The organism is Virgibacillus sp. JSM 102003, from assembly GCF_041949995.1.
GTDB lineage: Bacteria > Bacillota > Bacilli > Bacillales > Amphibacillaceae > Lentibacillus.
The window spans coordinates 223,103-245,112 of record NZ_JBHFQH010000005.1 but is presented as its reverse complement, the minus strand read 5'-3'; the positions used below and the strand labels follow the sequence as shown (position 1 = coordinate 245,112).

The following is a 22,010-nucleotide window of genomic DNA, read 5'->3' as shown; positions in this document are numbered from 1 at the left end:
CAGGAGCTACATTAACTGTAGCTCCTGCCTTTTTTAGTGCGCCCAGAGGGATTCGAACCCCCGACACTTGGTACCGGAAACCAAAGCTCTATCCTACTGAGCTATGGGCGCCTATTATATAAAAAGTAAATTTGACACATACGATATTATAACGTCACATTCCCATAGAAACAAGTCTTTTCATATAATCTTTTATTCTTGAATATTTATTTTAAATATTATTATTTTTGAGAAAAAAGAGAAAAACCCCAAAATTACTTTTTAGGTTGTATACTAAAAGTTAATTCAAAACAGTCAAACTATTACAAAATATAGCACAACTAAGGAGGCTACATATGAATCACGATGCTCCGCTCCTGGAGGTAAAAAATCTGCATACGCATTTTTTTACCAAGGCAGGGGTTGTAAAGGCGGTTGATGGTATTGATTTCAAAGTCAGTCCTGGCGAAACACTCGGTATTGTTGGAGAATCAGGCTCAGGTAAAAGTATTACAGCAATGTCGATCCTTGGATTGATCCCTTCCCCACCCGGAAAAATTGTAGATGGTGAAATAAATTTTAAAGGCGAAAATTTGCTTAACAAATCACAAAAGCAGATGCGTAAAATTCGTGGAAAAGAGATTGCCATGGTGTTCCAGGATCCGATGACATCGCTAAATCCTGTTTTTACAGTTGAGAAACAAATGATTGAAACTATCCTGGCGCACGAGGATATGTCGAAAAAGCAGGCCAAAGCGCGTGCATTGGAGTTACTGAACCTGGTAGGTATCCCTGATCCCGAAAAACGACTAAAAGACTATCCGCATGAGTTTAGCGGAGGAATGCGTCAGCGAGTAATGATTGCGATTGCATTATCGTGTAACCCTTCCCTCCTTATTGCTGATGAACCAACGACAGCACTAGATGTAACAATTCAAGCTCAAATACTGGAATTGTTTAAACGTATGCAAAAAGAACTTAATATGGCGATTGTCATGATTACGCATGATTTAGGTGTTGTTTCTGAAGTTTGTGACCGTGTCATGGTAATGTATGCAGGTAAACCTGCAGAATTTTCAGAAACGAAGCATTTATTCGAAAAAGGTAAACACCCTTATACACTTGGTCTCATGAATTCAATTCCTAAAATAACCCCAAATAAACAAAAGCTTGAAGCTATTGATGGTGTTCCACCTGATTTAAGATCTCTGCCAACGGGCTGCAGTTTTGCACCAAGATGCAAACATGTAATGGACAGCTGTCTTACAAATGATCCTAACTTAAGAGAAGTTGATGATGACCATTTCGTCCGTTGCTTACTATACGAGGAATCCAAAAAGGCGGTAACAACATGAGTACATTATTAGAAGTAAATAATATAAAAAAACATTTCCCAATAAAGAGCGAAAACCTTTTTTCCAGAGAAAAGCCCGTACTCAAAGCGGTTGATGGTATTTCCTTTTCAATCGAAGCAGGCGAAACACTTGGTTTAGTCGGTGAAAGCGGTTGTGGAAAATCCACTGCAGGCAGGGTTATGCTTAAACTTTTGGAACCAACTGAAGGTGAAGTATATTTTAAAGGTGAAAATATTACATCTTTTCGTGGAGAAGAACTCCGAAAACTGCGAAAGGATATGCAGATTATTTTTCAGGATCCATATGCGTCATTAAACCCACGTAAAACGATTGAACAAACGATTACTGAACCAATGAAGATATTTAATATACCTAAGAACGAAAGACAGAAAAAGTTAAAACGACTGCTGGATGTTGTTGGGTTAAGTTCGTATCACAAATCCCGTTATCCGCACGAATTCAGTGGCGGTCAACGGCAGCGAATCGGGATTGCAAGGTCACTGGCTCTAGAGCCTGAGTTGGTCATTTGTGATGAGCCCGTTTCAGCACTTGATGTTTCCATTCAAGCACAGGTCATTAATTTAATGGAAGATCTGCAGGATGAGTTTAACCTTACATATATTTTTATTGCACATGATCTGAGCGTTGTTCACCATATCAGCGACCGGGTAGCGGTTATGTATTTAGGTGAACTCGTAGAAATAGGTGAAGTCGCAGAAGTTTATCAAAATCCAAAACATCCTTATACACAAGCTTTATTATCAGCCGTTCCGGAAGTTAATCCAAATCAGGAAAAACAGCGGATAATTTTATCCGGTGATTTACCGTCACCTGCAAACCCGCCACAAGGCTGTAAATTCCATACACGTTGTCCTTATGCGGAAGAAATATGCCGTACCCAGGAACCAAAGCTTAAAAAAGTCTCTTCAGACGGACAATTGGCATCCTGTCACTTTGTTAAGGAGGTGGTTGAAACCTAAAGCGGAAGCGCCCTTTTTGCGACGTATGAACTGGAATATCCGTATGAACTAAAGGAAACACGGTGAACGGATGTTGCCCCACAGAACGTGAGGGAGGCAGACGTTGCCACAGGATCTGGTGGTTCCCTTATTGTAAGGAGGAGAAGGAAGTTCACTAGTTGCTGGGCGATGGCCGGTGAGAACGCACCGTTCTATGGCTTCAGGCACTAGTAGGATCTGTACGTCGGAGCTGGACGTGGCTGTTTCGGTAACTTGTTTTATTCTTTAGAGCTTTAATTTCATATTTCTCTAAAGAATTAAAAAACCACTAGAATCATACCTTTATCAAAATTAATCAAAGGGGGAACTTATGTTGAAGAAGCGTAATTTATTTTTAATGTTTACTTTACTTTTTGCAGTAGTATTCTTTTTAGGAGCTTGTACAGAAGATGCTGGCACCGGGTCTACTGATGATACTCAGTCAGATGACTCGTCCGATTCTTCAGATTCAGGTGATTCATCAGATGATCAGGCTTCCGAGGGAACCGGTGAAAAAACACTTGTATTCGGCCGCGGTGCTGACTCAATTCAACTGGATCCGTCAAAAGTTACTGATGGTGAATCCATTTATGTAACCAATCAAATTTATGACACACTGGTTCGGTATAAGGAGGAAAGTACCGAAGTAAAACCTGCATTGGCGGAAGATTGGAGTGTTAACGAAGATGGAACAGTCTGGACATTTCAGCTCCGTGAAGGTGTAAAGTTCCATGATGGCAACGACTTTACAGCAAAAGATGTTGTATTTAATTTCGAACGCTGGGCAACCTCTGGTGAATTTATTTACTATGGCTACATGTTTGGTGCATCAGAAGACGATCTTGGCGGAATCATTGAAAGTGTTGAAGCAAGTGGCGATTATGAAGTTAAATTCACGTTGTCAGAGCCAAATGCTCCATTTCTTCAGACACTAGCAATGCCTCCATTTGGTATTGCAAGCCCTGCTGCCGTTGAAGAGCATGGAGAAAACTATTTTAAAAACCCTGTTGGAACTGGGCCTTTCGTGTTTGAGGAATGGGTTCCAGATGACAGTATTACTGTTACTAAAAATGAAGACTACTTCGGCGAAACTGCTAATGTAGATAAAGTAATTTTCCGTACAATACCAGATAATGGGGCACGTTTTCTGGAATTACAGGCAGGTTCCATTGATTTAATGACAGGTTTAAACCCACAGGATATCGAAACAGCTGAAGATGACTCAAACCTGCAAATCATCCGCAGACCTTCTATGAATATTAGCTATATGGCAATGAACACTAGTAAAGAAGGACCAATGTCAGAAAAACTCGTTCGTCAGGCTATTAATCTAGCAATTGATAAAGAAGAGCTTTTAACATTGTATGAAGGTATTGGCAAACCAGCTAAGAACCCTATCCCACCTTCTCTATGGGGATATAATGACGAAGTGGAAGACTATGGATACGATGTTGAGAAAGCAAAAGCATTACTAGCAGAAGCTGGGTATGCAGATGGCTTTGACGTATCACTTTATACCATGGCAAACCCAAGACCATATATGCCGCAACCAAAAGTTACTGCACAAGCTATTCAGCAAATGCTAAAAGACATAAATGTAAACGTAAAAATTACGGAAAGTGACTGGGATACGCACTTGACAGCAACCGAAAATGGTGAGCATGATATGGCATTCCTTGGATGGACTGGTGATAATGGTGACCCTGATAACTTCTTGTATGTTCTTTTGGATAAAGACAATGCAAAAGTAGGTTCTGCAGGAAACATTGCATTTTATAAAAATGATGAAGTCCACGATCTGTTAAAAGAAGCACAAACAGAAATGGATCAGGAAGTGCGCACAGAACTATACATGGAAGCACAGGAATTAATCCATGAAGATGCACCATGGTTCCCGATTGCTCATACGACCCCGCCGCTTGCGGCCAGTCAGAATGTGACAGATTATGTTCCACATCCAACAGGCAGTGAACCTTTTAATTTACTGGATATTAAACAATAGATTCATTCATGTAATTAGAAGTTATTTTCTGGAGACTGGTTCGTTAACACAGTCTCCGGATGTAACTTCAGGATTATAGCAATACATATTTTTTAACGGGAGGTACAACGATGCTGAAATACATTGTCCGACGACTATTCATGCTAATCCCCGTATTAATTGGCGTCTCAATCCTCACCTTTTCTCTAATTCATTTAATCCCCGGCGATCCTGCGAGAAGCATGCTCGGTGATAAAGCAACTGAAGCACAATTGGAAGCTTTGCAGGAAGAATTGGGATTAAATGATCCATATATTGTCCAATATGGGAGATTTCTGGGAGATATTGTACAAGGTGATCTAGGTACGTCAATTCAATCAAAGGAAGATATAGCTCTCCAACTATTACATAAATTGCCAGCGACCATTGAACTTACCATCTTTGCCATGATTTTAGCCGTCGTTGTAGGTATTGTTGCTGGTGTAATAGCAGCAGTTAAACAATATTCCTGGTTCGATAATATCAGTATGACAGGAGCATTATTTGGGGTTTCCATGCCTATTTTCTGGCTTGGGCTAATGATGATCTTAGTCTTCTCAGTCCAGCTTCAACTTCTGCCTCCATCGGGAAGAATGTCATCTAGTATTGAACTGGAAACCATAACAAATTTCCTTTTACTGGACAGTATTCTAACCTGGAATTGGACGGCATTTAAAGATGTATTTTTCCACTTATTAATGCCTGGAATTGCTCTAGGGACGATTCCGATGGCAATTATTGCCCGCATGACACGTTCGAGCATGCTCGAGGTAATGAAGCAAGATTATATTCGCACTGCTGAGGCCAAAGGACTGCGAAAGCAATTAGTTATTTTTCAGCATGCATTAAAAAATGCCTTTTTACCAGTTCTGACAGTAATAGGGCTGCAGTTTGGTTTATTACTTGGTGGCGCTGTATTGACTGAAACAATCTTTTCATGGCCAGGTGTGGGAAGATATGTATACTTGGCTGTACTTGGAAGAGATTACCCTGTTGTACAAAGTACTATTTTAATAATAGCAATCATCTTTGTCATGGTTAATCTACTAACTGACTTACTCTATAAATACTTCGATCCAAGGATTAAATATGAATAAAAGATTTCTAGTGAAAGGATGTGCATCCAATGTCATTGCAGCCAAACCCATTACCAGATCCTAAATCAGCAGAATCACAAGAAACTAACCAGCAAAAGTCAAGCAGCTTATGGGGGGATGCTTTCTCCCGTATTGTTAAAAGTAAAACATCATTAATTGGCTTATGTATCATTCTTATTTTAATTATCACTGCCATATTTGCGCCACTGATTGCAACACACAGCCCTACCGACTATGCTTCTTTAACAGACCGATACCAGCCACCATCGTCCGAGCATATATTAGGAACTGATGAACTTGGGCGTGATATTTTTAGCAGGATTGTTTTTGGATCCAGAATCTCCATTCAAATTGGGGTAATAGCAGTTGGAATTTCCATGATCATTGGTGTACTCTTGGGTGGAATAGCTGGATACTTCGGCAAGTGGATTGACCAGGTTATCATGCGGATAATCGACATTTTGATGGCTTTTCCTAGTATTCTATTAGCGATCGCACTTGTAGCTGTATTAGGTCCTAACCTTAGAAATGCCATGATTGCCGTCGGTATTGTCGGGATCCCTCAGTTTGCAAGAATTGTCCGTTCGGCTGTTTTATCTGTTAAAGAAACAGAATATATCGAGGCGGCTCGAGCAATTGGAGCAAAACATGGAAGAACTTTAATGCACCATGTACTTCCTAACTGTCTTGCACCAATTATTGTTCAAGCAACTCTAAGTATTGGTACTGCGATATTGGATGCAGCTGGACTTAGTTTTTTAGGATTAGGAGCACAGCCACCTAAACCAGAATGGGGAGCCATGTTAAGTGATGGCCGTGCTGCATTACAAAACGCACCATGGGTAGTTGCTTTTCCAGGCATGGCAATTTTTCTGGTTGTACTTGGGTTCAACTTATTTGGCGACGGATTACGTGATGCTTTAGACCCAAGATTAAAGCAATAATTACAATAGCAGGAATTTGTAGTATGATAAGGTGGAGCGAGTAATTGCTTCACCTTTTTATTATCCAGGGGGGGGATAATCCAAGTGCTAAAAAAATATATTCCCGTATTCGTCTGTTTTTCCATTGTTCTTCTCTTCACATTTAGTTCAATAGGTAACTCACAGTCAAAGCACATCAATACATATCCAAACCTCCCAGCACCGATTGCAGATGAAAAAATTCTAATTACGTCAGCCGGACAGGCAACCGAGAGCAGTATCATGCTTAGTATTGCAGATAACCTTAATTTAGAAGCAGATTACCGCCCTAGAGCCCTTGGTACAGATTTATATGATTATAAAAGTGTAGTCATTATGCTTGGATTTAGTGCCAACGGCCTCTCCCATACGAACAGATCGTTTCAGGAGGAATTAACCCGAACACAACAGCTCGTTAAAGAAGCAAAATTAGCAAACTTGCCTATTATACTAATAAATATTTCAGGTCTATTTCGCGATGACAGTCAGACATGGCAGTTATTTGAACAAATTGCTCCGTCTGCTGATTATTTTATCGGATTAAAAAATATGAAAAATGCGGAAAACTCCATAAAGATACTGCGGAAAAATTCAGTTCCAGTTACACTGGTGACTGAATTAGACGATTTACAAACCCCATTTAATTCCGTATTCCGCTAACTTTCTGTCAGAAAGGCTGAAGATTAGATGACTAACAGAAAAAGCTACCTATTTATTGGATGTCTGGGCTTGTTGTTAGTAACATATGGTGAGATTCTTCCCCCATTTCTTGATGACTGGTCATTATTCATTGTTGATAGTATTAATGAAGGCATTATACAGAATGACAGTGGATTGCTTTTAATTACATCTTTTGCTTATATTGCCAGATATCTTCTGGTTTTCTTTCTCATTTATTTTGGTTCTATGCTAATTGCACATGCACTAACAAAAAACCTGGAATCTATTTCTTTTTCCGTAACATTTATTGGGACGATTTTTTTAGCATTAGCCTTATACAGTCAATTTCACCTAGAGCATTTCTCGTACCTAGGTCACATTTTTTCAATTGGAATCATTGTTCTTCTCCAATTATATATACCAAAACAAAAGTATTTTCATTTTATATTTTCGATTATCCTATTCCTGGTATTACTGGCAGTACAATGGTTACATCTTCTTCCAGCACTGACGAAATTCGGCTTCGGAGCTAATGATATAGCTGCCAGTATTAAAATAGCTGATAATTTCTTAACCAGTAATAGCCTTTTTAATACGATTGCGACAATTTTCTTTATCGCCTTTCTTACCATTGCCATAATCTTTACTTTTTTAATACATCTTGTAAACAAACAAACTTATACACTTAAAAAATATCAGGTGCAGGAAGAAGAATTGAAAGAAACACGGACAGCTTTAGTAGAATCAAAAGTGTATGAAGAAATAAATATGCTTGTACACGACCTTAAGACACCACTTGTGACTGTCGAAGGATTGATTTCACTAATTACTATGAAAATGCAACCAGCAAACGGTTCAGCTTTGAATAATTACTTTACCCGAATGGATTATTCAGTTGAAAAAATGAAAGACATGATTACAGAAATCCTCTATGAAAATATTAAACAAGAGCTTTCTGTAAAGGAATTGCTTGAATACGTAACAAGTCATCTCAGTCTTGATGAACAGCTTATACATATGGAAATTGAAATTGAAAACAACCTTCCTGCCATTCAAGTAAATAAAATTCGCTTTTCCCGTGCAATATCAAATATTTTGGAAAATGCTATAAGTTCATTTGAAGGAAAAAAAGGATTTATCCATATTGATGTCAAAAGTATAGATAGTGGTATTTTGATTCGAATACAGGATGATGGACCAGGGATTAAAGATGAGCATTTAAAAGATATTTGGCTGGACGGCTTCAGCACAAAAAATTCTTCCGGAATCGGTCTCTCTTTTGTAAAACGAGTTGTCGAAAATCACAATGGCACCGTAACGGTCAAAAGTATTCCAGGCAGCCATACTCAAATGAACATCATTCTGCCAACACTAAAAGTAGGTGACGAAATCGATGAGCATTACCATATTAATTGTTGATGACAATGAAGATATCCGCTTTACACTAAAAGAGATATGCGCGTATGCTGGATGGGGAGTAGTAGAAGCGTCTACTGGAAAGCAGGCTGTTGAACTATTTACGACGATAGAGCCTGACCTGGTTTTACTTGATTATCATATGCCTGATTGGGATGGCATTAAAACAACGAAAGAATTGCGGAAACATAGTACCAGAATTCCGATAATTATTTTAACTGTTGATGAACGACAGGAAATAGCAAATACTTTTTTACATGCTGAGGCAACTGACTATGCACTAAAACCCATTAAAGCACCAGATCTGATTTCCAGAATTCGAATCAACTTAAAGGTTGGAAAATTAATTGGCGATAAGGAAAACGTGTTTGTGGAAAAAGGAATCAGCCAATCTACACTAAATTCAATCAAAAGCTTTCTGATTCAGCAAGACGCACCTTCATCCATTAATGAAATTCAACAATCATTACCCATTGCCTACCAGACGGTTCACCGCTATTTAAATTATTTGGAAAGCAAAGGCGAAGTTGAAACTATTTCACAATACGGTAAACAAGGTCGCCCCACAAATAAGTATAAACTTGTTTAGTCGGGACGTTTATATTCTATGGTAAAGGGAAAGATGGGGAAAGAGATTTTATTACATAACTTGCGGATGTTTTTGTTTGACCTTTTTTGACCTATTAGTTATGATAAAAATATCCAGTATTTATGGATGAATACGAGATGAAATAAGGAGGATTTTCACATGAATTTAATACCAACAGTTATTGAACAGACAAACCGTGGAGAACGCGCATATGATATTTATTCACGTCTATTAAAAGACCGCATTATTATGCTTGGCAGTGGGATTGATGACAATGTTGCAAACTCAATTGTTGCACAATTACTTTTCTTAGAAGCAGAGGATCCGGATAAGGATATCTCACTATACATTAATTCACCAGGCGGATCTATCACTGCCGGTATGGCAATTTATGATACAATGCAGTTCATTAAACCTAATGTATCAACAATTTGCACTGGTATGGCCGCTTCAATGGGAGCATTCCTGCTAGCAGCTGGAGAAAAAGGCAAACGTTATGCACTTCCAAATAGTGAAGTAATGATTCACCAGCCTTTAGGTGGAACACAGGGGCAAGCAACAGATATCGAAATTCACGCAAAACGAATTGTAGAAATGAAGCGAAAAATGAACCAGATTCTTTCAGAACGTACAGGTCAGTCACTTGAAGTTGTAGAACGTGATACAGATCGTGATAATTTCATGTCAGCTGAAAAATCTGTGGAATACGGCCTGATTGACAAGATTTTGGAAAGAAACACAGATAAGAAGTAAATTGTGATATTAGAAAACAAAACTTATCGCCAATCCTATAATGGTGTAAGCTTTTGTTGAACTTATGGAGCAGGAAAGTAGTTATACTATCTTATCTGCCGACAAAGAGGTTATTCCAAGAATTGGAATAACCTCTTTTTATTAGCAATAAATAATAAAAATCCACTTACTCTATGTTTTTGAAACAAAAGCTGTTAAATGAGTTAAAGCAATCTCTTCATCTGCACCTTCTGCAAGTAATTTAATAGTTTCACCACAAGTAATAGCTAAACTCATTAATCCCATAATACTTTTTGCGTTAACCCGCTTGCCATTCTTTTCAAGAAATAAATGTGCTGAATAGCGATTTGCCTCCTGTACGAATTGAGCAGCTGGTCTTGCTTGCAAACCTGAATCAAGCTCAACTTTTACCGATTTCTCAACCAAAATCCTCATCCTCCTTAACTGAAATCGTTTTCAAAATGTTATAAAAAAGGCAGCAGCATGATAAATTTCTCTTTATCTAGCTGCCAATATCTTAACGTAATTATTTGAGTAATAAGTATATCATACTGCGAATAGTTCTGTAACTTATTCACTCATTCTGAAGCCGTCCCATCGTGTTGAATTTTTTCAGCGAATTCATCAATTTTTTTTAATCGGTGATTCACACCGGATTTCGAAATTTTTCCACTTGAAACCTGTTCGCCCAGTTCTTTCAAAGAAATATCCTGATGCTGAACACGCAGTATTGCGATTTCTCGCAACTTTTCAGGAAGCGCATCAAGCCCCACTTCCCTTTCAATTAACTTTATATTCTCAATTTGACGGAATGCTGCTCCGATTGTTTTGTTTAAGTTGGCAGTTTCACAATTAACAAGTCTGTTAACGGAGTTTCGCATGTCCCGAACAATCCGAACATCTTCAAATTTAAATAGTGCATTGTGGGCTCCAATAATACTTAAGAACTCTGTGATCTTTTCAGCTTCCTTTAAATACGTAATATAACCTTTTTTGCGTTCCAGTTCTCTGGCACGAAGATTGAAATCATTTAACAAATTACAAAGTGCAATATTATGCTCCTGATACGAATTATAAATTTCTAAATGGTAAGAAGATGTTTCTGGGTTATTAATGGACCCTCCTGCCAAGAAAGCACCACGCAGGTAAGACCTTTTACAGCAATCTTTCTTCAAATATTTAGCTGGGATTGACCGTACAAACGTATGGGAATCTTCTAAAATTCCCAAATCGTACAATAGGTCCTGTACATCTTTTTTCATTCGGACAATATAAACATTATTTTTTTTCAGTTTCATTTTCTTCCGTACTAATAATTCTACCGGAATAGAATATAATGATTTAATAAGCGTATAAATACGGCGGGCAATTGCAGCATTTTCTGTTTGTACATCAAGTGTGTAACTTTGTCTTGACATGGATATAGCACCATTCATACGCACCAAGGCAGCAAGCTCTGAGTACTTACAGCATGTATCCAATTCGATACCTGTCAATTCTTTTTTGATTTCCGATGCAAATGACAACTCCACACCTCCTCGTTAAGACCGTCTTATGATTTATTGATTATCGAATAAAGTAATTCAGCTATCTTATGTGTATCATGACGTAAGGCAGTTCTGGAAGGATTAATTATATCACTTTCAATAATCTGTAATCCCATTTCCAATAATCGGTCTGTATCATAAATAACAGGTGCTGCATTTTCTTCTGCATATACATCTCGGACACTCTTGTTAATTGGCTCATTATGCACAACAATCGAATCAATACAATGACCAACGTGTTCATGAATTGCCTGTACATGATCTGCTGCAGTGTAACCGGTTGTTTCCCCAGCCTGGGTCATCACATTGCACACATACACAACTTTGCCTTTTGATTGTTGTATCGCTACATCAATTTGTGGAATAATCATGTTTGGTAAAATGCTGGTATACAAGCTACCTGGTGCAATTACGATTAAATCTGCCTTTTCTAATGCCCGTACGGCATTTGGAAGTGGCTGAACAGGCTGTGGGCTTAAAAAAACACGATCTATCTTCTTATTTGCCAGAGGAATATTGGACTCTCCTGAAACAACCAGACCGTCAGTCATTTTTGCGTGCAATGACATACTTTCATTGGAAATAGGGTAAATTTTCCCTTTCACATTTAAAACGCGGGATATTTCTTTGATACCTGTATAGAAATTTCCAGTAATGGAAGTCATTGCTGCCAGGAGTAAATTACCCATCGAATGGCCTGACAAGCCATTACCTATCGTAAATCGATGTTGAAACAACTCCAATAACATTGGCTCAGCATCAGATAATGCCGCGATTACATTCCGGATATCTCCAGGTGCAGGAATTGACATTTCGTTACGCAATCTTCCAGTGCTGCCACCATCATCAGCCACTGTCACAAGCGCTGTTAAATGGATAGGTAAATTCTTCAATCCCCTTAATAGAACTGGCATACCCGTACCACCACCGATTACGACAACTCTTGGATGTTGACTATCGCTCATATTAATGTCCCTTTCTTTTATCGATATCTCGATGACTAATATGGGTAATGTAATTAGAAGAAAGCTGTTTGGCGAAGTATTCAGCTATTGCGACGGATCGATGCTGTCCACCTGTACAGCCAATCGCTACAACTAGCTGGGATTTACCTTCCTTCTTATATTGAGGAAGCATGAACTGCAGTAAGTCCAGTACCTTCTCATTAAATTTCTTTGTATCGCCCCACTTGAAGACATAGGATGAAACTTCCGGGTTCAGCCCTGTTAACGGCTGCATGTGTGACACATAATGAGGATTCGGCAAAAAGCGTACATCAAATACCAAGTCCGCATCAATTGGAACACCATATTTAAACCCAAAAGAGACCATGTGGACCGAAAAAATTTCCTGCTTTTCTTCTGTATATGCCTTCAGTATTTTGTCACGCAATGCTTTCGGCTTCAAATTACTTGTATCAATAATACGTTGCGCTCTTCCTCTTAATTCATCTAAAATTTTTCGTTCCTGCTGAATTCCATTAAGCGGTAATCCTCCAACAGCTAATGGATGTGAACGCCTCGTTTCTTTATATCTTGTTACCAGGGATTCATCCTGAGCATCGAGGAATAATATATGTTCGTCGAGCCAATCTTCTTTACCTAAAATATCCAGTGCTTCAAACAATGAATCAAAAAACTCCCGGCCACGCAAGTCCATTACCAATGCCACTTTATGAATGTTGTTGGTAGAATCTTTCATGAGCTCTAAGAATTTTGGTAGCAGTGCTGGCGGCAAGTTATCAACACAGTAATACCCCAAATCTTCAAAACTGTGAACGGCAACTGTTTTTCCCGCTCCTGACATTCCAGTTATAACAACTAATTTTGTTTCTTGTTCATTATTCGACATTACGTATTTCTCCCCTCAAGGTCTGGTTGGATCAAGGCGTAATTTAATCAGCTCATAATTTTCCGTATATGAAAAAGATCCATATAACATTGCTTCAGAGGACAATACATGTTCAAAAATCTTCCTATCCCCTTCAGCCATTGGTAAATTTTTAATATTATCTAGTGCAACCCATTCCAATTCTCCCTCATTACAATGTTCAGTCAATTTCCCAGTGAAATTTTTACAAATAAATGTAAACATCATCCACTCATGAACAACCGTCTCATCGTTAAAAACAGAGAATGTGAATGCGCCAGCTAATGATGGCTTTATCAATTGGAGTTCAGTTTCCTCAAGGTATTCCCGAACTACTGATTCCTTAATGGATTCACCTTGCTCCATTTTACCACCGGGTATTGCGTACCAACCTCGACGTGGTTTTTTTAATAATAAAACTTTCTCGTTATCTAATAATATGCAATTTGTTACACGTTGCATTCCTAATTCACCCCAATCGTTAAGAGGAATTCGTCTACATCATTCCTATTATACAATGAATAAATAAAAACCAACAAGGAAATGACTTCTATTCGACAGGATTGGACAAGTATTTGCAAAAACTCACTTTCATTAGAAAATTTGGCCTGTCGTTAATTACTCCCTCAAGGTACAAAAAAAGGCGCAGGTGAAAGTTCACCTGCGCAATAAACTAATTTATCTATTAAAAGGGGGTCAATTAGTTAACTACATTGTAACCGATAAATATTTCGTGCGTGTTACAACAGCGTTAAGAAGTAATTACTTTCTGAAAAGTTACTTTTTACAATTGCCATGTCAGGATTTTGTCGCTTTTAATTCTTCCATTAATTCTTCAATATATTTTTGTGCAGATTCAGCAGCAATACTTCCATCACCAGTAGCCGTCACAATTTGTCGAAGTGTTTTCTCACGGATATCTCCTGCAGCAAAAACACCTGGAATTGATGTTTCCATATGCTCATTTGTTGGAACATACCCTTCATCATTTGTGATACCGATTGATTTAAATGGTTCACTTAACGGTACCATGCCAATATAGATAAAGACACCGTCAATTGGATAATCATATTCTTCACCAGTCTTATTATTCACTAAGGAAACACTGCTAACTTTTCCGTCCGGGCCATTAATTTGTTTAGCTTCAGTATCCCAGATAAAGTCAATCTTTTCGTTATCAAATGCACGTTGCTGAATAATCTTCTGAGCACGGAGCTCATCACGACGGTGTACAACTGTTACTTTGTCAGCGAACCGTGTAAGATAGATCCCCTCTTCAACCGCAGAGTCGCCACCACCGATTACGACAAGATTTTTCTGCTTGAAAAAGGCACCGTCACATACTGCACAATAAGAAACACCTCGGCCGCCTAATTCATCTTCTCCAGGAATGCCCAGCTTCTTAAATTGAGCACCTGTTGTTATAATCAGAGATCTTGTATTATATTTTTTTTTTCCAGCGATTACTGTTTTGTAATCACCATGATCTACAACATCTTTAATATCACCATAAGCATATTCAGCACCAAATTTTTTGGCATGTTCAAACATTTTATTTGATAAATCCGGTCCTAATACATGCTCAAAACCTGGAAAGTTTTCAACATCTTCGGTATTTGCCATTTGGCCACCCGGAATTCCTCTTTCAATCATTAACGTGTCCAGATTTGCCCGTGATGCATAAACTGCTGCTGTCATACCAGCAGGTCCAGCACCCGCAATAATAACATCGTACATACGCTCTTCGGACATCAGAATCAGCCCTTTCTTTACTATTATGTTTAAGCCATATCAATCGTATAAAAAGTCAGCGAGTTAGTCTATCTTTTTGCTCAGACTAGATATTCCACGGACCTTCCTCCTGTGATAAGTTTGGATGTCTTTTACAGCCTTCTTCCCATAACGAAAGTGACTTTGAAGGTTCCCCAAGTTTATAAGCTGTTACGCTATACCATTTATAATAAGATAAGTGATTTTTAACAATACTTTTTGAGAGTTTGCAGAAACGTGCATATGCTTCATGATATACACCTGTTCTTGCAAGTGTAACCGCTACACGCAATTTTTGTTGTTCATGGATAGGATATACATTTAGTAATCCCTTAATATGATGTTCATATTCCTTCTGATGATCCATTTCGTAATAGAAAACTGCTAAATTAACATGACTATGCAGCGAATCCGGCCGTTCTTTTAATACATCCAGCTCCATTTCAAGTGCATCATTCTGATATCCTGAAAAGAATAATGCATATGTATAGTCATGTTTAGTTAATGTATGTTCCGGAAATAGTGTCATCATCTCTTCAAGTAATGGAAGTGCCTTTTCCCATTCCATATTGTCCATATGGTAAAATATTGTTTCCTGATAAATGAGCAGCTCATCTTCTTCCTCAAGCTCCCAATCATTAATTTCATCTTTATCGAAGTCGATTAATTCCAGCAGTTGTTTTGCTTCATCGCAAAAGTCGCCATCTGGTTCCTTTTCAAGATATGAATTTGCGTACTTTTTCGCGTCATTCAGCAGACCTAAATGTGCATGATTGTTGGCCAATAAATAATAGCAATCCGTATATTCACCCTCAGATGATTGCAGCACCTTAGTTAAAAGTTGGTTTGCTGCATGATAAGAACCAACCTCAGTATATATAATTGATAACTGACATTTATACAAATAGTCCTCGGGTGTCATTTCAATCGCTTTAAGAAGCCATTTTATAGAGGAATCGAACTTTCGTTTTTGAAATGCCTCTACACCTTTTGTAAAATAAAATTCGCCGTCTGGTATAAAAGGGATAACATTGTGCTGTTGCCCATTTGATTTGTTTTCTGTATATTGCATGTTGACCCCCCTATTTGTCGAATCATACCGAACAAAGTATATCACAGTTATTAGGAGATTAATATATGTAAAAATAAAGGATGTTTTCTGAAAATGTTTATTACTCTTAGTTATAACTTCGGATAATGTAGGAAAAGGTTTAAAATCTATAAATACTTTCTTAATGCAAGTAAAAAAGATGCCATTTTATTGTTTATCATGGCATCATTTTTATTAAACTGTCATTCATTTTATGATTCTTCAACCGATTAGCTGTTTGATACAGACTTTTCTATTACATCTTCTCCTACAATCAAATCAAAATAGTCAAGCGGCAATGCATCCTCTGTGGTTTCAAATGTCATATTTAAGAAAACTTTAGCAATGGCCCTTTCACGTGCCTGACTCTCTCCTGAACCATAGACGTCTGCCACCGCACTAATTCCCTCAAATATAGCTGCCATTTTTTCAGCAATTTTTTTAGGGTACATAAGACGAGTTTGTTCATCCATCTGTTGAATTTTTTTAATGAAATTTTCCAAATCGTATATCGCAGTAATTAATGGCTCTGTGAGCTCACCACTAGGAAGTGTTTCGAGCTGCTCCTTCATTTCTTGTACGAATACATCGTGAATCTGGAACTTCTCCATAAGTCGCATGACTTCTAATCCAAGTATGTTCGCAGTTCCTTCCCAAACCGTCAGCACTTGGGCATCACGCAACAGCCTTGGTGTTACAAAGTCTTCGATATACCCATTACCGCCATGCATTTCAATCGCTTCATGGCAAAAATCAATCGATTGTTCTGCTGTTTCTTTTTTCAAAATGGCAATATACAGACGTAAGAGAGCCTGTTCATTCGTTGTCGCACTTGAATTCTTTTGCATAACTTTATCAAACAGATTAATTAGCTTAAATGTAGAACTTGTCTCAACTTCCAGCTTTACCGCCAGTTGAACTAATGTTTCCTGAACCATCGGATATGCAGTCAGTTTATTTCCAAAAGCCTCTCGGTCCATCGCGTAGCCTTTTGCCTCTGTGTATGCTCTGCGCATAATTCCTAATGATGCTACAGCATTACAGACACGCGACAGATTTAGGGCTTCCATCATATACTTGAATCCCTTTTCGGCATCCCCTACTAAATACCCTTTTGCGCCATCAAGTTCAACTTCAGCTGACGGTACTGCTCTTACACCTAGTTTATCTTTCAACCGGCGGATGGTAATATTGTTATCCTCCCATGGTACAAGGAACAGGCTTAAACCTTTTGTTCCAGGCTGTGATCCTTTCACTCTTGCAAGCACCATTGCTACGCCACACATGCCGGCATTACTTGCAAAATATTTTTCCCCTTGAAGTGTGTAATAACCGTCTTGTTCAATCGCTTCCACCTCATTAGCACCTACATCAGATCCACCCTGACGTTCTGTCAGAAAAGTGGCCCCTTCAAATAATTCCACGTCCCCCGTTGCTAAAACATGTGGAAGAAATTTATCCTTTAATGCCTGATCAGCATAATGATCAATCAAATATGCAGTGGCCATTGTAAGTGTGACAGGGCAATAAAACCCTGGTTCTGCCTGTGATAATAAATACCCTTGAGCAAATGAATAAAGATAATTACCCTGACGCCCCAGTTCCGGAATTTCTTTATGAACATAGCCGACAATACCAGTATCATAGGTTTCTTTTACAGTCTGCTTATAACCTTCATTTACCCAAACGCGCGAAATATCATTGCCCATTTTGTCGTATTTTACTAATTTTGGCTGACCCTCACGATCTGTGTGGACTGCACGTTCATCAATGGCTGTAGAGACTCTTTCTCCAAATTCGGTCAGCGACTCATTAGCATACCGAAAAAAATCCGCAGGCAAATTATCTTTTAGGATGGCCTGAATTTTTTTATCTGTTGTGTAAAAATTGTTCACTTAACTTACCTCCCCGCTATTGTGTTCACGTAGCTTATTCTTCAATAATTTACCGGTCATATTTCGTGGCAGCGCTTCCAATTCTTCGTATAATCGAGGTATTTTATATGATGCAGCTTTATTCTTTAAAAAGTCGTTAAAGGTAGTTTCCAGATTACTAACTTTATCATTTAATACAACAAATGCTTTAACCGTCTCGCCCCACTCCGGATTCGGGATACCAACCATTGCAACATCAGCTATTGCTGGGTGTTCCATCAATATTTTTTCCACCTCATTCGGATAGATGTTTACGCCACCTGAAATAATAATATCTTTTTTACGATCGACTACCTAGAAATAACCATCTTCATCTTGTTTAGCGATGCTTCTTAGTATCGAATAGTACTGTTTAACACATGAAAATATGCAGCAACTTCCGAAATTGTATATGTCTTTTCCATTCACTCCCTCCTCGTGTAATTACAATAGTCTTTAAATTTAGTTTACCATTAACGTTAACGTAAAGTGCAATAAAATTTAGAGGAATGACGATGGTACTGTTTACTAGCTATTTCGGTGAGTCGAGTCCTGGCTTCCTTGCGGGGATTCGGGGCTCCTTCTGTTGATTCAACATCTCCTTCTGGCGATTCACGCCCTCCTTCTGTTGATTCACACCCTACTTCTCGCGATTCACGCCCTCCTTCTCGCGATTCACGCCCTCCTTCTGTTGATTCAGCCCTTCCTTCTGTTGATTCACGCCCTCCTTCTCGTGATTCACGCCCTTCTTCTCGCGATTCACACCTTCCTTCTCGCGATTCACGCCCTCCTTCTGTTGATTCAGCCCTTCCTTCTGTTGATTCACGCCCTCCTTCTCGCGATTCACGCCTTTCTTCTGGCGATTCACGCCCTCCTTCTGTTGATTCACGCCCTCCTTCTCGCGATTCACACCTTCCTTCTCGCGATTCACACCTTCCTTCTCGCGATTCACACCTTCCTTCTCGCGATTCACACCCTCCTTCTGTTGATTCACGCCCTTCTTCTGTTGATTCATACCGACATTCAGCCAGGACTTATACATTTCAAATGTTATTATTCACATTTCAGACACAAATTGCAGAAGGAAATTACAGATGGATGGAGAAATTATATTATTAGAAATATAAGGAGGTGAAATTTTGTTCGAAAATTATAGAAAAAAATCATACGATCTGTTAATTTATGAGGCATTGCTGCGACGGCTTAAGGGAAATTTTTGGTTTAATGACAAAATCATTACTGGGTATAAAAAAGAGAAGGCAGGATATGACGGCGAAAGAGCTGTTGATTATACAATTTCCACATTTCGAAGTAATGATTTTGTTATCCTCAAAGGATTACGTTTGAATAACCCCCCATTTTATTTTCAAATTGACACACTTATCCTCACAAAAAAATTCATTTGTATCCTGGAAATAAAAAACTATAAAGGCATATTCAGCTATGATTCTAAACAACATCAGCTAACTCAGAAAGTGAATGGTAAGACAAAATCTTACAAAGACCCTATCTTGCAGGCAGAAGCTCAAAAGAATCATTTAAAGACATGGCTTGTACATCACGGATTTTTTAATCTACCAATTGAAACGCTTGTCGTAGTTGCATATCCTTCCACTATCATTGAAAATATGCATCAGGATGCATCGGTATATAATAAAATTATTCATACAGCAAGTTTGCAACTCCAAATAGAGAGACTGAATAACCTTTATCTAAAGGATTCAATGAACATTTCATCAGTACATGAAATTGGCAGACAACTTCAACAGTCGGATGAGCCACTTCGAACAAATATCGTTCAACAATTCGGTTTTAATGAGCATCATTTTAAAGAAGGGGTTCTATGTACGAACTGCAACAAGTCACCAATGAAAAGGCTTTATAAAAAATGGCTTTGTCCAGAATGTCAAAACACTGATGCGAAAGCCCATGAACAAGTCATATTTGATTATTTTCTTATTCATGGAGACACGATTACTAACAGTCAATGCCAGCAAATTCTTAAAATTAAATCGTCGCGAACACCTCATACATTACTAACCGGGATGGATCTTAGAAAATCAGGTAATAACAGGACAAGAAATTACCATGCCCCGGCCTCTCAATGCTACCCGCAGAAATCATATATTCCAGCAAACAGACTCATGAGAATACAACAGGAAAGCCCCAATTGAAGGAACTGCCTTCCATCCAACCTCCCATCCCAATGTAAAAAATCCGGCTGAGTAAAATTTACTCAACCGGATTTACTGCTTCATATAGTAACTGTTCCAGTTCGGCTGTATAGCTCTCTTTTTGAGCAGCATTCCAATTTAATGCTTCTGCCATATATTCAATAACCTTATCCTTATATGTCCTTACGAAAGCGATATCGAAAAATAATGCTCCGGTTCGCCGTACAAAAAAGTCAACTGGTTTAAAAATCATTTCATGCTCAAGCGCATAGGTTAGCTCGGCAAAAACAACGTGATCAATCCCAGCTTCTTCTGCAGTTGGCTTTTCTCCTTGATAAAATTCAAAAACTTTATCAATATTTGCTCCATATTTTTGAATTAAGAATTGTGCAGTATCTTCATCGATTCCCAATGCAATTGCCTCGGCAACTTTACGATCCCTGAAGCGGTCAAATCCTTTTGAGCCGCCAACTTCACCACCAGAAATAGGGAGATGCTCTGTATCAGAATCAGAATAAAGGATTCCATCTTCTTTTTTCAGCTGTTCAACAATTGTGTTAACAGCCTCTTCCGCCATTTTACGATAACCTGTTAATTTTCCACCAGCCATTGAAATAAGACCGGACTCAGAAATGAAGATTTCATCTTTCCGGGAAATTTCACCTGGATCCTTTCCGTCTTCAGCAATTAATGGCCTTAATCCTGCATAACTTGATTCAACGTCTTCTATCGTCATATCCAATGAAGGAAACATAAAATTAATTGTATCAAGCAAATAATCACGATCATCTACAGTCATAGTTGGATGTGATATATCCCCTTCATAGCTTGTGTCGGTAGTTCCTACATAAGTAACTTTGTTTCGTGGTATGGCAAAAATCATTCGCCCATCTGGTGCATCAAAATATATGGCTTGCTGTAATGGGAATCTGTCTTTTGAAAACACTAAGTGGACCCCTTTTGTTAACTGCAGTGATTTCCCTTGTTTGGATCCATCGATTTCACGCAGGTTATCCACCCACGGTCCACCAGCATTAATTATTTTTTTAGCATATACTTTATGTGTTTCACCACTGATCTGGTCCTCGACTACTGCACCTTCAATTTTTCCGGATTTATAAATAAAATCAACGACTTTCGCATAATTAATGGCATGTGCACCTATTTCAACTGCCTTTTTCATTACTTCAATCGTGAGTCGTGCATCATCTGTTTTGTATTCTACGTAGTACCCTGCACCTTTAAGGTTCTTTTGCTTTACAAGTGGTTCTTTTTCCAGTGCTTGTTCTGGTTTTAACATTTTCCTGCGCTCGTCTTTCTTTACCCCTGCCAAGAAATCATAGACACGTAATCCAATTCTTGTTGTAAATGGTCCGAAGTTTCCCCCTTGATAAAATGGTAACATCATCCATTCAGGGGTTGTAACATGTGGCCCATTTTCATACACAATTTCCCGTTCCTTTCCGACCTCAGCAACCATCTTAACCTCATACTGCTTCAAGTATCTAAGACCGCCATGAACAAGCTTGGTCGAGCGACTTGAGGTACCAGCGGCAAAATCCTGCATCTCGACAACTGCAGTCTTTAACCCACGCGTAACCGAGTCCAATGCGATTCCTGCACCAGTAATACCTCCGCCAATCACTAGTACATCAAGTTTTTCATCCTCTAGTTGTTGAAAAGCTCCCTCTCTATGGTAACTTGAAAAAGTTGACATAATAATTCACTCTCCTTAAAATCCATGTATTACTATCCTTATAAAAGCCGTTACATATATACTAAAAAAAAAGAAACCACAAAAATAAACTAATGAACTCT

The 22,010-nt window shown here is 38.5% G+C and carries 20 protein-coding genes, 1 tRNA gene and 1 pseudogene; 10 read left to right on the top strand and 12 right to left on the bottom strand.

Annotation, left to right across the window (positions count from 1 at the left end; genetic code table 11):
* Positions 1 to 37 precede the first annotated feature (37 nt).
* Positions 38 to 111, bottom strand: a tRNA-Arg gene (locus tag ACE1TG_RS07920).
* A gap of 224 nt (positions 112 to 335) precedes the next feature.
* On the opposite strand from ACE1TG_RS07920, the gene ACE1TG_RS07915 reads away from it, so the two are divergent.
* The 9 genes from ACE1TG_RS07915 to clpP all read left to right on the top strand — a co-directional run bounded on the left by ACE1TG_RS07915 (position 336) and on the right by clpP (position 9,829).
* Positions 336 to 1,334, top strand: coding sequence for an ABC transporter ATP-binding protein (locus ACE1TG_RS07915; protein ID WP_375051832.1), 999 nt, complete (start codon positions 336 to 338; stop codon positions 1,332 to 1,334).
* Positions 1,331 to 2,314, top strand: coding sequence for an ABC transporter ATP-binding protein (locus ACE1TG_RS07910; protein WP_375051831.1), 984 nt, complete (start codon positions 1,331 to 1,333; stop codon positions 2,312 to 2,314). The genes ACE1TG_RS07915 and ACE1TG_RS07910 overlap by 4 nt, the downstream gene beginning before the upstream one ends.
* A gap of 349 nt (positions 2,315 to 2,663) precedes the next feature.
* Positions 2,664 to 4,334 (top strand): ABC transporter substrate-binding protein, encoded by a 1,671-nt coding sequence (locus tag ACE1TG_RS07905; RefSeq protein WP_375051830.1) that lies wholly within the window; start codon positions 2,664 to 2,666, stop codon positions 4,332 to 4,334.
* Between the two features lie 110 nt (positions 4,335 to 4,444).
* Complete coding sequence (locus ACE1TG_RS07900) at positions 4,445 to 5,449, top strand: ABC transporter permease (RefSeq protein ID WP_375051829.1); 1,005 nt, start codon at positions 4,445 to 4,447, stop codon at positions 5,447 to 5,449.
* A gap of 29 nt (positions 5,450 to 5,478) precedes the next feature.
* Positions 5,479 to 6,393 carry a nickel transporter permease gene (nikC, locus tag ACE1TG_RS07895; RefSeq protein ID WP_375051828.1) on the top strand — a complete coding sequence of 305 codons (915 nt, stop codon included), beginning with the start codon at positions 5,479 to 5,481 and terminating at the stop codon, positions 6,391 to 6,393.
* 84 nt (positions 6,394 to 6,477) lie between these two features.
* Positions 6,478 to 7,071, top strand: coding sequence for a DUF6305 family protein (locus ACE1TG_RS07890; RefSeq protein ID WP_375051827.1), 594 nt, complete (start codon positions 6,478 to 6,480; stop codon positions 7,069 to 7,071).
* Positions 7,072 to 7,098: 27 nt separating this feature from the next.
* Positions 7,099 to 8,490: a sensor histidine kinase gene (locus ACE1TG_RS07885; RefSeq protein ID WP_375051826.1), complete on the top strand. Its 1,392-nt coding sequence runs from the start codon at positions 7,099 to 7,101 to the stop codon at positions 8,488 to 8,490.
* The gene (locus ACE1TG_RS07880) at positions 8,465 to 9,076 is read left to right on the top strand and encodes a response regulator (protein ID WP_375051825.1); all 612 of its coding nucleotides are present in this window, start codon (positions 8,465 to 8,467) and stop codon (positions 9,074 to 9,076) included. Before ACE1TG_RS07885 ends, ACE1TG_RS07880 begins: the two co-directional genes overlap by 26 nt.
* Before the next feature lie 159 nt (positions 9,077 to 9,235).
* Positions 9,236 to 9,829, top strand: a complete 594-nt coding sequence (gene clpP / locus ACE1TG_RS07875; protein WP_375051824.1) for an ATP-dependent Clp endopeptidase proteolytic subunit ClpP — start codon at positions 9,236 to 9,238, stop codon at positions 9,827 to 9,829.
* Positions 9,830 to 10,000: 171 nt separating this feature from the next.
* Here the strand turns inward: clpP and ACE1TG_RS07870 are convergent, their stop codons facing one another.
* From ACE1TG_RS07870 to ACE1TG_RS07825, 10 genes and pseudogenes are all read right to left on the bottom strand, one after another.
* Positions 10,001 to 10,255: an HPr family phosphocarrier protein gene (locus tag ACE1TG_RS07870; RefSeq protein WP_375051823.1), complete on the bottom strand. Its 255-nt coding sequence runs from the start codon at positions 10,253 to 10,255 to the stop codon at positions 10,001 to 10,003.
* Positions 10,256 to 10,407: 152 nt separating this feature from the next.
* Positions 10,408 to 11,355: a DNA-binding protein WhiA gene (whiA, locus tag ACE1TG_RS07865; RefSeq protein WP_375051822.1), complete on the bottom strand. Its 948-nt coding sequence runs from the start codon at positions 11,353 to 11,355 to the stop codon at positions 10,408 to 10,410.
* A 26-nt stretch (positions 11,356 to 11,381) separates the two neighbouring features.
* Complete coding sequence (locus ACE1TG_RS07860; RefSeq protein WP_375051821.1) at positions 11,382 to 12,341, bottom strand: gluconeogenesis factor YvcK family protein; 960 nt, start codon at positions 12,339 to 12,341, stop codon at positions 11,382 to 11,384.
* Between the two features lies 1 nt (position 12,342).
* Positions 12,343 to 13,227 carry an RNase adapter RapZ gene (gene rapZ, locus ACE1TG_RS07855; RefSeq protein ID WP_375051820.1) on the bottom strand — a complete coding sequence of 295 codons (885 nt, stop codon included), beginning with the start codon at positions 13,225 to 13,227 and terminating at the stop codon, positions 12,343 to 12,345.
* Positions 13,228 to 13,242: 15 nt separating this feature from the next.
* The gene (locus tag ACE1TG_RS07850) at positions 13,243 to 13,707 is read right to left on the bottom strand and encodes an NUDIX hydrolase (RefSeq protein ID WP_375051819.1); all 465 of its coding nucleotides are present in this window, start codon (positions 13,705 to 13,707) and stop codon (positions 13,243 to 13,245) included.
* Between the two features lie 336 nt (positions 13,708 to 14,043).
* The gene (trxB, locus tag ACE1TG_RS07845; protein WP_375051818.1) at positions 14,044 to 14,997 is read right to left on the bottom strand and encodes a thioredoxin-disulfide reductase; all 954 of its coding nucleotides are present in this window, start codon (positions 14,995 to 14,997) and stop codon (positions 14,044 to 14,046) included.
* Positions 14,998 to 15,082: 85 nt separating this feature from the next.
* Positions 15,083 to 16,087 (bottom strand): tetratricopeptide repeat protein, encoded by a 1,005-nt coding sequence (locus tag ACE1TG_RS07840; RefSeq protein ID WP_375051817.1) that lies wholly within the window; start codon positions 16,085 to 16,087, stop codon positions 15,083 to 15,085.
* A 248-nt stretch (positions 16,088 to 16,335) separates the two neighbouring features.
* Positions 16,336 to 18,000, bottom strand: a complete 1,665-nt coding sequence (locus ACE1TG_RS07835; protein ID WP_375051816.1) for an acyl-CoA dehydrogenase family protein — start codon at positions 17,998 to 18,000, stop codon at positions 16,336 to 16,338.
* Positions 18,001 to 18,363: pseudogene (locus ACE1TG_RS07830) on the bottom strand (class I adenylate-forming enzyme family protein); the annotation flags it as partial. It lies immediately after the preceding gene.
* Between the two features lie 295 nt (positions 18,364 to 18,658).
* Complete coding sequence (locus ACE1TG_RS07825; RefSeq protein WP_375051815.1) at positions 18,659 to 19,033, bottom strand: hypothetical protein; 375 nt, start codon at positions 19,031 to 19,033, stop codon at positions 18,659 to 18,661.
* 124 nt (positions 19,034 to 19,157) lie between these two features.
* Here ACE1TG_RS07825 and ACE1TG_RS07820 point away from each other — a divergent pair, with 124 nt between their 5' ends.
* On the top strand, positions 19,158 to 20,192 hold the full coding sequence (locus tag ACE1TG_RS07820) for a nuclease-related domain-containing protein (protein ID WP_375051814.1): 1,035 nt from the start codon (positions 19,158 to 19,160) through the stop codon (positions 20,190 to 20,192).
* Between the two features lie 58 nt (positions 20,193 to 20,250).
* Here the strand turns inward: ACE1TG_RS07820 and ACE1TG_RS07815 are convergent, their stop codons facing one another.
* Positions 20,251 to 21,909 carry a glycerol-3-phosphate dehydrogenase/oxidase gene (locus tag ACE1TG_RS07815; RefSeq protein WP_375051813.1) on the bottom strand — a complete coding sequence of 553 codons (1,659 nt, stop codon included), beginning with the start codon at positions 21,907 to 21,909 and terminating at the stop codon, positions 20,251 to 20,253.
* Between the last annotated feature and the right edge of the window lie 101 nt (positions 21,910 to 22,010).